The organism is Hymenobacter daeguensis (genome assembly GCF_054780555.1).
Genome location: NZ_BAAGWC010000003.1, coordinates 73,005 through 86,264, shown reverse-complemented (window position 1 = coordinate 86,264; position 13,260 = coordinate 73,005). Strand labels below are relative to the sequence as shown.

7 protein-coding genes are annotated in these 13,260 nt (G+C 63.7%); 2 read left to right on the top strand and 5 right to left on the bottom strand.

The annotated features are described in order from the left end of the window. Positions 1-203 precede the first annotated feature (203 nt). Positions 204-5,168 carry a fibronectin type III domain-containing protein gene (locus tag ACYVHT_RS06550; protein ID WP_460549208.1) on the top strand — a complete coding sequence of 1,655 codons (4,965 nt, stop codon included), beginning with the start codon at positions 204-206 and terminating at the stop codon, positions 5,166-5,168. Between the two features lie 70 nt (positions 5,169-5,238). Here the strand turns inward: ACYVHT_RS06550 and ACYVHT_RS06545 are convergent, their stop codons facing one another. The 5 genes from ACYVHT_RS06545 to rpsF form a co-directional block, all read right to left on the bottom strand. Continuing rightward, a complete protein-coding gene (locus ACYVHT_RS06545; protein ID WP_460549206.1) occupies positions 5,239-7,344 on the bottom strand; it encodes a thioredoxin domain-containing protein in 2,106 nt (701 codons plus the stop codon). A gap of 98 nt (positions 7,345-7,442) precedes the next feature. Continuing rightward, positions 7,443-10,208: a GSCFA domain-containing protein gene (locus ACYVHT_RS06540; protein WP_460549204.1), complete on the bottom strand. Its 2,766-nt coding sequence runs from the start codon at positions 10,206-10,208 to the stop codon at positions 7,443-7,445. Between the two features lie 103 nt (positions 10,209-10,311). After that, entirely contained in the window at positions 10,312-10,755 is a 444-nt protein-coding gene (gene rplI, locus ACYVHT_RS06535; RefSeq protein WP_460549202.1) for a bL9 family ribosomal protein, read from the bottom strand. A gap of 97 nt (positions 10,756-10,852) precedes the next feature. Further along, entirely contained in the window at positions 10,853-11,128 is a 276-nt protein-coding gene (gene rpsR, locus ACYVHT_RS06530) for a 30S ribosomal protein S18 (protein ID WP_196286487.1), read from the bottom strand. 12 nt (positions 11,129-11,140) lie between these two features. Then, positions 11,141-11,518 carry a 30S ribosomal protein S6 gene (rpsF, locus tag ACYVHT_RS06525; RefSeq protein ID WP_460549198.1) on the bottom strand — a complete coding sequence of 126 codons (378 nt, stop codon included), beginning with the start codon at positions 11,516-11,518 and terminating at the stop codon, positions 11,141-11,143. 412 nt (positions 11,519-11,930) lie between these two features. Here rpsF and ACYVHT_RS06520 point away from each other — a divergent pair, with 412 nt between their 5' ends. After that, entirely contained in the window at positions 11,931-13,256 is a 1,326-nt protein-coding gene (locus tag ACYVHT_RS06520; RefSeq protein WP_460549196.1) for a cytochrome c3 family protein, read from the top strand. Positions 13,257-13,260 lie beyond the last annotated feature (4 nt).

Here is a 13,260-nt window from a genome sequence, read left to right as displayed (position 1 = left end):
CTGACTTGGCTTTCGGGACCGGCCAGGTCCCGGGCCGCCAATACTCCTCTCCGCAGCCAGAATGCATTGAATGTATATTACTAAATATTGCGTTGATGGCTGGATTTTTGCTGGGAAATTTATAGCTTGGGCAGCATAGGCTCAGTCCCACGCGGCGCGCTGTTGATTTCCCTTTCCCCCACTTCTCTTCTTCTTTCTTTGTTATGAAGCAAAAACTACGGTTATTCATCCATCGGACCTCGCTGGTGTGGGCCTTGCTGCTGTTTCTGAGCGGCAGGGCCCATGCCCAGGTGGCCAACGACGACTGCGCCACCGCCGTCGGCCTTACCACGTCCAGCGTCTGTACCGTGCCCGTGAACGGCACCGTGGCCGCCGCCACCCAGAGCCTGGCGCCCACCACGGCCTGCGGCATTGGCCTCACTTCGGCGCTGGATGTGTGGTACAGCTTCACGGCCACCAGCACCACGCATCTGGTAACACTGGCCCCGCGCTTTGCGGCTATTCTGGATGTGCGCTCCGGCTCCTGCACTGCCTCGACCAGCGTTTTCTGCACCACCATTGCCAACAACAACACCGCCGCCGTGTCGGTGGGCGGGCTGGTGAGCGGGCAAACCTATTTTATTCGGGTCTATCCGGCCACCAACACGCCGCCCACGGGCATCAGCAGCACGTTTGCGCTGTGCATCGGGCAGGGAGCCTCGGGGCCGAACAACGACGACTGCGCCGGGGCCATCACGGTGCCGGTGAATACCAGCGGCACCTGCACCAGCACCGTAAGCGTCGATAACACCCTGGCCACGGCCAGCGCAGTGGGCTCGACGCCGACCTGCGCCAGCTACCAGGGCGGCGACGTGTGGTTTTCGGTGACGGTGCCCACCGGTGGGGCCGTGACCGTACAAACCGTGCCAGCCACCACCGGAACCGATATCGGCGACACGGGCATGGCCATGTATTCGGGCACATGCAGCAGCTTGGTTGAGCTGGGCTGCGACGACGACGCGGCGGGCAACCTCAAGTCGCTGCTGACCTTCTCGGGCCGCACCCCGGGCGAAGTGCTGTACGTGCGGGCGTGGGGCTACGGCGGCCGGGTGGGCACGCTGGCCGTGTGCGCCACGGCCCCGGCCCCGCTAACCAACGACAACTGCGCCGGCGCGGTGGCGCTGCCCGTCGCCACGGCCTGCACCACCCCGGTAGCCGGCACCGTGAACGGGGCCACGCAGTCGCTGCCCGTCACTGCCAACTGCGGCTTTGCCACCACGGCCAACGACGTGTGGTACAGCTTCACGGCCGGCGGCGCTACCCAGACGCTCACATTCACGGGCGGCTTTCAGGCCGTCGTTGACGTGCGCTCGGGCACCTGTGCCAGCTCAAACAGCCTGTTCTGCGGCACCACGTTCACGGGGCAGCCGCTCACCCTGACCGGCCTGACCAGCGGCCAGGCCTATTTCCTGCGGCTGTATCCTAACAACAATGCCGTGCCGCCGGCCAGCGCACAGTTCACGCTGTGCCTCACGGCCGGCCCCACGCCAGCCGCCAACGACGAGTGCGCCACTGCGGTGGCGCTGCCCGTCGCCACGGCCTGCACCACCCCGGTAGCCGGCACCGTGAACGGGGCTTCGCAGTCGTTGCCGGCCTCTGCTACCTGCGGCTTCACCACCACGGCCAACGATGTGTGGTACAGCTTCACGGCCGGCGGCGCCACCCAGACGCTCACATTCACGGGCGGCTTTCAGGCCGTCGTTGACGTGCGCTCGGGCACCTGCGCCAATACCACCAGCGTATTCTGCGGCACTACCTTCACCAACCAGCCGCTCACCATCAGCGGCCTGACCAATGGCCAGACGTATTACCTGCGGCTGTATGCCAATGCCACCATCCCGCCGCTGCCGGCCAACTCGGCCTTTACGCTCTGCCTCACGCCCGGCCCCACGCCGCCGGCCAACGACGAGTGTGCCGGCGCCATTGCCCTGACGGTGAGCACCGTGTGCACCCCGCAGGCCGGCTCGATAGCCGGCGCTTCGCAAAGCCTGCCGCCCACCACGGGCTGCGGCTTCGCTACCAACGCCAACGACGTGTGGTACAGCTTTACGGCCGGCGGCACCACGCAAACGCTGACCTTCACCGGCAACTTCGGCGCGGTGATTGACGTGCGCTCGGGCACCTGTGCCAGCACCAGCAGCATCTTCTGCGGCACCACGTTCACCAACCAGCCGCTCACCATCAGCGGCCTGACCAGCGGCCAGCCCTACTTCCTGCGGATTTTTGCCAACTCGACGGTGCCGCCGCTGCCGACCAACTCGGCCTTTACCGTTTGCCTCACGCCCGGGGCGGCCGCGGCCGCCAACGACGACTGCGCCGCCGCCGTGGCCGTAGCCGTGGTGCAGAACTGCGCCAACTCGACCAACGGCACGGTGGTAGGGGCTTCGCAGTCGCTGCCGCCGTCGGCTTCCTGCGGCACCGTGACCACGGCGGCCGATGTGTGGTATAGCTTCGTGGCCGGCAGCGCAACCCAGCAAATCACTCTCAATCCGCGCTTTGCAGCGGTGCTGGATGTGCGCTCGGGCACCTGTGCCAGCTCTGCCAGCGTGTTCTGCACCACGGTTTTTGCCGGCAATACCGCCGGCACGGTGGTGGGTGGCCTTACCAGCGGCCAAACGTATTTCATCCGCATCTACGCCAATGGCCCGGTTCAGCCTCTGCCGGCCAACGCCACGTTTACGCTGTGCGTGAGCCCGGCCCCCACGCCGCCGGCCAACGACGAATGCGCCGGCGCGGTAGCCCTGACAGTGGGCGCAGCCTGCACGGCCCCGGTAAACGGCACGGTCGAAGCGGCCTCGCAATCGTTGCCCGTTACCCTGAGCTGTGGCTTTGCCACTACCGCCGGTGATGTCTGGTATCGTTTTGTGGCAAGCAGCACGGCCCAGCTCGTCACGCTCAACGCACGCTTCGCGGCGGTAATTGATGTGCGCTCGGGCACCTGCGCCAACTCGACCAGCGCTGCCTGCCTCACCGTGCTGCCCAACACCACGACGGGGACCAGCATTGGCGGCCTCACCGTGGGCCAGACGTATTACCTGCGCATTTATGCCAATGCTACCGTGCAGCCCACGGCGGCCAATGCTACCTTCAGCATCTGCCTGACCACGCCGCCGCCGCCGCCCGCGAACGACGACTGCGCGGGGGCCATCAACATCCCGGTGCAGTTCGGCACCACCTGCATCAGCCAGACCAGCGCCGACAATACCGATGCCACCGGCAGCACCGGCGCACCGGCTCCCACCTGTGCCAATTACCTGGGCCGCGACCTGTGGTTTTCGGTCACGGTACCCGCCTCCGGCACCGTGACGGTGCGTACCGTGGTGCCCACCACGGGCACCGACGTGGGCGACACGGGCATGAGCATCTACTCGGGTTCCTGCACGGCGCTGACGGCACTTGGCTGCGATGACGACGGCGCCGGCAGCCTCAAATCCCTGCTGACGCTCACCGGCCGCACGCCCGGTGAGGTGCTCTACGTTCGGGTGTGGGCCTACGGCGGTCAGCGGCTGGGTACGCTGGCCGTGTGCGCCACGTCGCCCACCAACTGCGCCACGCCCACCACGCCGGCCGCCGCCAGTGTCACGGCCACCACTGCCCAGCTGAGCTGGCAGCCCGGCGGTACGCCGGCCGCTGGCACTACCTACACGGTAGAGTATGGCTTGCAGGGTTTTGCGGTGGGCACCGGCACGGTAGTGACCGGCCTCACCACGGCCGGCACGCAGCTCACCAGCCTGCAGCCCGGCACGGCCTACTGCTTCTACGTGCGCCAGGACTGCCCCGGCGGCAACGGCAGCAGCGCCTACGCCGGCCCGGTCTGCTTCACCACGCCCTGCGCCGTGCCCACCGGCCTGGCGGCCACCGCCGTTACTACTTCCACCGCCAACCTGAGCTGGCAAACGGCCGGCACCCCGCCCACCGGCACTACCTATACCGTGCAGTATGGCCCCCAGGGCTTTGTATTGGGTACCGGCACGGTCATTTCCGGGGCTACTGCCACGAGCTTCCAGCTTACGGGCTTGCAGCCCGGCACGGCCTATTGCTTCTATGTGCGGCAGGACTGCCCCGGCTCGACCGGCAGCGGCGCGTATGCCGGGCCCACCTGCTTCACCACGACTGCGGCCTCGGGCAACTGCGCCAACCCAACCGGCCTCACCGCTACGCCCACGGCTGCCAGTGCGCAGCTGGTTTGGCAGCCCGGCGGCACGCCTGCTGCGGGCACTACCTACACGGTGCAGTATGGCCTTCAGGGCTTTGTGCTGGGCACGGGCATCACAGTCGGCAGCATTGGCAGCCCCAACTACCTGCTTACGGGCCTGGCAGCGGCTACCGGCTACTGCTTCTACGTGCGGCAGGACTGCCCCGGCACGGCTGGCAGCAGCGCGTTTGTGGGCCCAATCTGCTTCCAGACGCTGACCACCGGCGGCAGCCTGACCAACGACGACCCCTGCGGCGCGCTCACGCTGGTGCTCACGCCCAGCGGCAGCCCCCTGCAGCCCATCTCGGGCACCAACGTGGGAGCTACCACCAGCGTCCAGCCGGGCATTGGCGCCCCCACCTGCTCGCCCTCCACTGCACCGCGCGACGTATGGTTTGCCATGACGCCGGCGGCCGGCGTCACCTCGGTCACGCTCACCCTGACGGGCGCACCGGCCGGCATGGTGCGCGTATTCACCGCGCCCAACTGCACCAGCGGGCCCTTCACCCTGATTTCCTGCCGCAGCAGCGGGGCCAACAACACCAGCCTGGGCACCATCACCCTCACAGGCCTCACGCCGGGCACCCGCTACCTGCTGGCCGTGAGCGGCTATGGCACGGCCGATGCGCAGGGGGGCTTCACCATCAGCGGGGCCGTGCCCACGGCTGCCCGCGCGCAGGTCGATACCAATGCGCTGCTGGTGTACCCCAACCCGAGCAGCACCGGCCAGCTCACCCTCAAGTTGAGCAATGCCACGGCGCGGCCTTCCACCATCAGCCTGATTAATGCGCTGGGGCAGGTGGTGCGTACCGCCACGCTGGCCGGCGGCACCACCGAGCACACGCTGACCACCCGCGACCTGGCCACCGGCCTCTACACGGTGCGGGTAGTAAGCGGCGCCGATGTATTCACGCGAAAAGTGACGCTGGAATAGCCGTTGCAGTCTCAACCAAAAAAAGGCTCCGGGCATTGTCCGGAGCCTTTTTTTATGGGTAGACGAAGGCTTACGCCTGGGCCAGCGCCGCGCGCGCGCCGGCCGGGCTGAACACCGGGGCCAGACAGGCTGAATTGCGGCAGACATGCACGGCCGTGCGGTGCTGCGGGTCCGGCTTCAGCAGCTTCAGCAGCGGCAGGGCCGAGGAATGCTCGGTGCCACTCAGCACGGTATCGAACAGGAACTGCCGGCTTATTTCCTCCCGAAACTCATCGGCCTGCGGCCCGATGATGGATACCTCGGCCCCTGGCCGCAGCAGCGCCGCATACAGCGAAGCCCAGTTGGTGAGGTGCTGCGGCTCTTTCACCACCAGGTGCCGGACCTGGGCCAGCATTGCCGCCGCCAGGTCCACGTATTGCGCCTTTTCGAGGTGGCGGCCCAGGCGGCGGAGGTTGTGCGCCATGATGGAGTTCGAGGCCGGAATGACGTTATCGAACAGCTCTTTTTTGCGCACGATGAGCGGCTCGGCGCTGCTGTCGGTATAGAAAAACTGCGTTTCGGCCGGGTCGAAAAAATTGCTGAGCACGTATTCCGTCAGCTTTTCAGCCTCGCGCAGCCATTTTTCCCCGAAGCTCACCTCGTATAAGCTGACGTAGGCCTGAATAACCAGCGCATAGTCTTCCAGAAAGCCGCTGATGCTGGCCCGGCCGTTCTTGCAGGTGCGAAACAGCCGCTCTCCCTCGCGCAGATTGGCCTCAATGAAGCGGGCGTTGTGCTCGGCCATGGTCAGAAATTCGGGCTCGCCGAAGGCGCGGTAGGCATCCGTCAGGCCCTGCAGCATCAGGGCATTCCAGCCGGTCAGCACCTTGTCGTCGAGGCCCGGGCGCGTACGGGTCGCCCGCACGGCCATTATTTTCTGCTTCCAGCCCGCCACCAATTCCGGCACCACGCCGGGAGCCAGCTGGTGGGCCGTGGCGAAGGCTTCGTCGGTTTCGCGGCGGTGCAGAATGTTGCGGCCGTGCTCCCAGTTGCCCAGCGCCGTGCAGTTGTAGTAGTCCGAAAACAGCGGCTCCTCGTCGCCCAGAATATCGCGCAGCTCTTCTTTGGTAAAGACGTAAAACTTGCCTTCTTCGCCCTCGCTGTCGGCATCGAGCGACGAGTAGAAGCCGCCCTCGTCATTGGTCAGCTCCAGCCGCACAAACTCGATGGTGTCGTACACCGTTTCCCGAAACAGCTCATCCTGCGTGAGTTGGAAGGCTTCGCTGTACAGGCTCACCAGTTGGCCGTTGTCGTACAGCATTTTCTCGAAATGCGGGGCCAGCCATTCGCCATCCACCGAATAGCGCGCGAAGCCGCCGTGGGCCTGGTCATAAATACCGCCCCAGGCCATTTCGCGCAGCGTAAGCACTGCCTGGTCCAGCACGGCCCGGCTGCCGCTGATGGCGTGGGCCCGCAGCAGAAACCGCCAGATGCTGGGCATCGGAAACTTCGGGGCGCGGTTCATGCCGCCGTGCTCCCGGTCGAATTGCACCCCCAGGTTATACACCAGCAGCTTGAATTCTTCCTCCGAAACCCCCGCCGGGCCGGTTTCCGGCGCCACGCCAATGGCCTGCAAAGCCGAGTAATCGGCTTCCTGGGCCGCGTTGCGGTTGTGGGCCCCGTACTTGGTCAGCTCACTCGTGCCAATCACCTCCATAAACCGCTCGGCCGACTGCTCCAGCTCGGCGCGGTGCTCGCCCGCGTAGGCCTCGCCAATGTTAGTCAGCAGCTTCACCCAGTTCCCTTTCGGGAAATACGTGCCGCCGTAAAACGGCTTCGCCTCGGCCGTCAGAAACACGTTCAGCGGCCAGCCGCCCTGCAGGCCCATGGCATGGAGCGCATCCATGTAAATCTGGTCCACGTCGGGCCGCTCCTCCCGGTCCACCTTGATGCACACAAAATGCGTGTTCATCACCGCCGCTACAGCTTCATTTTCAAACGATTCGCGCTCCATGACGTGGCACCAGTGGCAGGCCGCGTACCCGATGCTCACCAGAATCGGTTTCTGCTCGGCTTTGGCGCGCCCCAGCGCCTCCGGCCCCCACGGGTACCAATCCACCGGATTGTGGGCGTGCTGTTGCAGGTAAGGACTGGTTTCCTCGGCGAGGCGGTTGGTGTGCGATGCTGCGTGGGCCATGGTGAATGGGGTAGGAGAGGGACTGAAACACCAAACCCGGCGAAAAGGGCCGGGTTTGGGAAAATTTTACCGAAGAAAATCAAAAACCGATGCACCCGTTACGATGCTGACTTCCGGGGTGATTTGGGCTTCGCAGGCGTTGTTTTAGTGGCCGCTGCTTTGGGCGTCTTCACTTTCGCCGGAGGTGCTGCAGCGGCCGGCTCATCAATGGCCGGCTTGGCCGCGGGCTTCCTGGTGCTGGCTTTGGCCACTGGCCTGGCCGCTTCGGCCGGGGCGGAAGCCGCAGCGGGAAGCGCTGCTTTCGCTGGCGCTTTGGCTGCTTTTTTCACGGCGGCTTTGGCCGTGGGTTTCGGCTCCGCCTGCGCTGGTTCGGCTGGGCTTGCCGGTGCTTTGGGCTGGGTAGAAGCTTTGGTTTTCGACGCTGCCCTGGCTTTGGGCTCGGCTGCCGCTACCGCCGGGGCCACTGGCAGCAGGGGTGCAGCTGCTGCTTCGGCTTTCACTGCCGCCTTCTTTTTTGCCGACGCTTTGGCTGTCGGTTCCTGCTTTGCTGCTGCTTTAGGGGCCATTTTGGCGGCCGGTACCCCCGGCTCTACCAGCGAAGCCGAGGAACCCATGAGGCGGCCCGCGGCCACCTGCGTTCGCACGGCGGCTGGGTCCGGCACGGGCACTACCGGGGTATCAACTGCCGGCTTCTCCGCCCGCGCTCCGCTGATGGCGCGGCTTTTATTGCGCCGCGCCGGCTTGGCAGTGGTAGTAGCCGGGTTTTCTGCCGCTACGGCAGTTGCCGCCTGCCCATCCCTGGGTAGCGCGGCCACTGGCAGCGCCTCCCGGCGGGTATCCGCGCGCACCGGTTCTGGTGTCGGGGAAGCCGGCCCGGAGAGCTGGGCAGCCGTTGCCAGAGGCAAGTCGGAAACCGTGGGCGAAGGCAAGGCAGACGCGCCGATTTCCGCACTGTTTTCGGACAGCCCGGCATTTGCGGATTTTTTCTTCTTGCGGTTCCGGCTGTTGCGCGAAGAGGCCGCTGTGGGCTCACTGGCTGTCTCGCTGCCCGTTGCTTCGGGCAGCGCAACGGCTGGTGTGGCAGCTACGGGCACAATGGCCGGCGGCGTCGGCAGTTCCGCATCGGCCGGCTGAGGTTCCGCCACGGCTTCACCGGGCGGCGCCGCAAACAGCGCGACGCGGGGCACCCGGCCTGCTTCGTTGCGCCGTCCGCCGCGTTTCACGGGTTGCGATTTCACGATAACGCTCGATTTCTGCGTTTCCGGCCGTGCAGCTGGTGCTTCTGCTTCCAAAGCCGGGGCTCCCTCCAAGGCCGTGCCGGATGCAGGCTGCTGGTCTTCAGGCAGGCCCATTTCGGCCGCCAGCCGCAAGGCGTGCTTGCGGGCCGTGCGCTTGGCCCCGCCGCGTGAGCGGCGCTTCTTTTTCTTGGCGGGCTCCGGTGCGGTAGCCATTTCCGCGCCGGTAATGGCAGGGGTTGGCTCCAGCTGCGCTTCCAGTCCGGCCTCAATGGCAGCCAGTGCCTCGGCCGCCGCCGCCGGAACCAGCGTTGGGGCTGCCACGGGTTCGCCGCTAAGCGCCGCCGTTTGAAACTGCTCGTTCTCGGTTTGCGATTCCCGCTGGCCTTTGCCGCGTCCGTCGCGCCGCCCGCGCTCCGGCCGGGCCGCCCGTTGCGCCCGAAACTCCTCCGGCGACAAGCGCGGTGTCCGCGCCGGAGCCGCTGCCGACTGGCCCAGTGTGGCCGCCAGCGTAGCATCGGCCGCATCCGCCACTTCCGAATCCGGCGGAATTACCCGCGTCACCGTCGAAACGGCTGCGTATTCCCCGATGTCAATCCGCTCTTCGTCGTCTTCCAACTCCACCACCGGCTCTGGCTGGCGTGGCTCCGGCAGTGCGGCAAGGCGCGTTTGCACCGTGCGCAGCTCATCGGCCACATCCACTTTGCGCAGGCTCAACTGCTCCAGCTTCTCGCGGGTGCTTTCCAGAAATTGCCGGTGCTCGGGCGCGCCTTCGTGCAGCGGCCGGTGGCTCAGCGACTGCCGCACCGCCGCCCATTCCTTACGGAACCGGCCAAAATCCGCATCGAAATACGCCCGGGCAAACTTCTCCCAGATGTAATCCTCCGCCACTTCCGACGGATGCAGCATATCGGACGCATAAAAGCGGTAGTCGCGCAAGTCGTCCACCAGCAGCTCATAAGCCGGGAAATACGCCACACCCGGCAGCAGGTCGCTCACAATGTGCGTGGCCAGCCGCAGTACCGATTTGCTCACCGCATTCAGCTGCAGCGTGTCTTTCAGATGCCGCACCGGGCTCACCGTCAGCACAAAGCGCAAATCCGGGTTGATGCGCCGCAGGAAAGCGTGCGTTTCGGCCAGCGCGTTGATGATTTCATCCGGCGTCAGCAGCTCGCGCACAAACAGGTCGGCCGGCTGCTTGTGGCAATTGCTCACCAGCTCGCCGGTTTCGCGCAGGCGGTAGGCCCAAGCGGTGCCCAGCGTGAGCATCACCACATCGGCCGTGCGCAAAAAGTCGCCCGTTTGCCGCACCACTTCCTGAATGTATTGCAGCAGCTCCACCGGCGAATCGGCCCCCACGCTGCCGTGCAGGTCGTAGCTCTGCCAGCGGCCGCGCGCCTGCACCAGGTGGCGCTGCCAATCCACGTCTTCGCCCGCCGCTGCCCGCAGCAGCCGGGCCAGCGCCAGCGGCTGAAACACCGTGCCAAACGGATTCACCCGCGTTTCTACCTTATTGGCCACCAGCCGGGTGCCGATGCTGTCGGCAAAGCACGAGCCCATGGTCAGCACTCGTGCCGTGCGTGCCAGCTGGCCAGCGGCCGGGGCAATTGTCAGTTCAGTTCTAAACATTAAAGCAAAAATAGCCCGCCGCCGGACTCTGGCCCGAAAAGCGGAATAAAAAAAGCCCCACCGGCAGGCAGGGCTTTTTCAGGATGGCGAAGAGAAGCCGATACTACTCGGCTACCACGCGGAAATTCACCGTGTGCTTCACTTCTTTGTGCAGGTTGGCCGTAGCGGTGTAGTCGCCAGCCGAAGCCGGCTCCTGGTCGAACGACAAACGCTTGCGGTCCACGTCCACGCCCTTGGCTTTCAGCGCGTCGGCCAATTGCAGGGTGGTTACGCGACCGAAGATTTTGCCGCTCTCGCCCACCTTGGCAGGAATTTCCAGCACCATGTCACCAATCTGGTCGGCAATGGCCTGGGCGTCACCTTTGATTTTGTCGGCTTTGTGAGCGGCCTGGCGCACGTTCTCGGCCGTGATTTTTTTGTTGGTCTTGTCGGCCAGCATGGCCAGGCCCTGCGGCAGCAGGAAATTACGGCCGTAGCCCGATTTCACGGTCACGATGTCGTTCTTGTACCCGAGGCCCTTAACGTCGTCTTTGAGGATGATTTCCATTTCTTGATGAGATGTGAGACACGAGACATGAGACCTGAGAAAAGGGGCGAACCCAACCTTGCTCAAATTCTAATGTCTAACGTCTCATGTCTAAAGTCTATTTCAGGGCGTCGGCTACGTACGGCATCAGGGCGAGGTGACGGGCCTTGGCGATGGCCTGGGTCACTTTGCGCTGGAATTTCAGGCTGGTGCCGGTGAGGCGACGGGGCAGCACGCGGCCCTGCTCGTTCACGAACTTCAGCAGGAAGTTCGGGTCTTTGTAGTCCACGTACTTAATGCCGTTCTTTTTGAAGCGGCAGTATTTCTTGCGGTTGTCCTGGGGCTTGTTCGTAGCGCCGCGGTCGTTGTTGCGGTTGAATGCGGGAGATGCCATGTCGTTGCTAAATTATTGGGCTACGGCTTCGGTTTCTTTGGCAGCCTTCTGCTGATTCATTTCGCCGTTGCGGCGGCGGTTGTTGTACTCCACGGCGTGCTTGTCGAGCACCGTCGTGAGGAAGCGGATGATGCGCTCGTCGCGGCGGAACGCCAACTCGAGTACGTCCACCAGGTTGCCTTCGCCAGAGAAGGTCAGGCAGAAGTAGTAGCCTGTGCTTTTCTTTTGAATCGGGTACGCCAGCTTGCGCAGGCCCCAGGCTTCGGTGGATACAATGGCGGCGCTATTTTCCTTAAGCACCTGGGTGAACTTCTCGACCGTTTCTTGCACCTGGCTCTCGTTCAACACGGGAGTTACGATGAAGACCGTCTCGTAATTTCTAACTTCCATTACGATGGGGGTGAATGTGGGGTGAAAAAATTAATTGGGGTGCAAAGGTACTGACTTTCGGACACATTGCCAAGCAGGCGCTGATGTATTTGCGCTGAGCATATATAGCTAAGGTGATGGCCTGAAGCGGAAACCCCTCCGCCAGGCTGTTCGCGGCAGTGCAGGTGGCCGTGCAAGCTTATAGTCCGGGTAGGGCCGCTATAGCGCGGGCAGCCGGGCACAGCCCGGCTGCCACTATCAGCAAGCATTTCAGGAAGATGCAATAAACTGCTATTTAGGATGATTCTAAATAAGCGCCGGAAGCCCAAACAGCGGCCAAAAATGCCTTCCCGGTTTTTGCCGCCTACGATTCCTGACCTACATTTGTGGCCTTGAAATGCCCCTAGCGTTTCGTTTTACCGTCTATTTTCGTATGAATAGCATTCGACTCCGTTCGTTACCTCATCTGTTGCTGGCGCTTGTGCTCACGTTTGCCGGTATCCAGCAAACTGCCGCCCAGGATGCCGCCGGCGCTAACAAACAAGGGGTAACACCCGGTGCTACTGCCGCTGCTACGCCCGCGACGGCAACTGCTCCCGCCGCTGGCGGCGGCGATGCCGCTGCAATTGCCGCCGGTGATGCCCTCTTTAAAGGCAACTGCGCCCAGTGCCACGCCGTGAACGAGCAAGTAGTTGGTCCGGCACTCGCTGGCATCACCAAGCGCCGTCCCATTTCCTGGCTTATTCCGTGGGTGAAAAACTCCAGCAAAGTAGTGGCCAGCGGCGACGACTACGCGGTGGCCCTGTTCAACAAGTTCAACAAGCAGCAGATGCCTTCCTTCGCCCTGTCGGACAAGGAAATCACCTCGATTGTTGCTTACGTGACTTCGCAGGAAGGTAAAGGTGGCCCAACTGCACAGCCTCCAGGTGGAGTAACTGCTGAAAATGCTACTGCTGCAAATGGAACTGACGCAGGTGCGGGTAAGTACGTTGACATTCTCCTCATCGTCCTTGTAGTAGTGCTGATTGTGCTGGTGGTAACGCTGGTCATCATTGGCAACTTGATGAAAGACGTGCTGCGTGGCCGCAAGGACCTCGACGGCCGTGACGTTGAAATCCTGGAGCAGCGTTTCGACTGGAGCAAGTTTTACCGCTCGCCCGTGATGCGCGGTATTGTAGGGACGGTTTTCGCCCTGGTTTTACTTTATGAAGGCGTACAAAGCGTGATGGCCGTGGGCCTGACCCAGGGCTACCAGCCCACGCAGCCCATCGCCTTCTCGCACAAGCTGCACGCCGGCGACCATCAGATTAACTGCGCTTACTGCCACACCTCGGTGTACAAGAGCAAGTCGGCCAACATTCCTTCGGCCAACATCTGTATGAACTGCCACTCGCAGATTAAAACCGAGTCGCCCGAAATCAAGAAAATCTACCGGGCCATCGAGCGCAAGCAGCCCATCCAGTGGGTGCGTATCCACAACCTGCCCGACTTGGCTTACTTCAACCACTCGCAGCACACGCAGGTGGCCGGCCTCCAGTGCCAGACCTGCCACGGTCCCATCCAGAACATGGAAGTGGTGTACCAGTATTCGGCCCTCACCATGGGCTGGTGCATCAACTGCCACCGCGAAATGCCCCTCAACACGAAGGATAACAAATACTACGACAACCTTGTGAAGCTGCACGACACCAAGAATGCCGGCGCTCCCTTCACGGTATCGTCGAACGGCGGCACTGAGTGCTCGAAGTGCCACTACTAACCCA

What these genes read in the sequence shown, in the direction of transcription:
- ACYVHT_RS06550 (WP_460549208.1), top strand. Translation starts at nt 204, where the DNA reads ATGAAGCAAAAACTACGGTTATTCATCCATCGGACCTCGCTGGTGTGG.
- ACYVHT_RS06545 (WP_460549206.1), bottom strand. Translation starts at nt 7,344, where the DNA reads ATGGCCCACGCAGCATCGCACACCAACCGCCTCGCCGAGGAAACCAGT.
- ACYVHT_RS06540 (WP_460549204.1), bottom strand. Translation starts at nt 10,208, where the DNA reads ATGTTTAGAACTGAACTGACAATTGCCCCGGCCGCTGGCCAGCTGGCA.
- rplI (WP_460549202.1), bottom strand. Translation starts at nt 10,755, where the DNA reads ATGGAAATCATCCTCAAAGACGACGTTAAGGGCCTCGGGTACAAGAAC.
- rpsR (WP_196286487.1), bottom strand. Translation starts at nt 11,128, where the DNA reads ATGGCATCTCCCGCATTCAACCGCAACAACGACCGCGGCGCTACGAAC.
- rpsF (WP_460549198.1), bottom strand. Translation starts at nt 11,518, where the DNA reads ATGGAAGTTAGAAATTACGAGACGGTCTTCATCGTAACTCCCGTGTTG.
- ACYVHT_RS06520 (WP_460549196.1), top strand. Translation starts at nt 11,931, where the DNA reads ATGAATAGCATTCGACTCCGTTCGTTACCTCATCTGTTGCTGGCGCTT.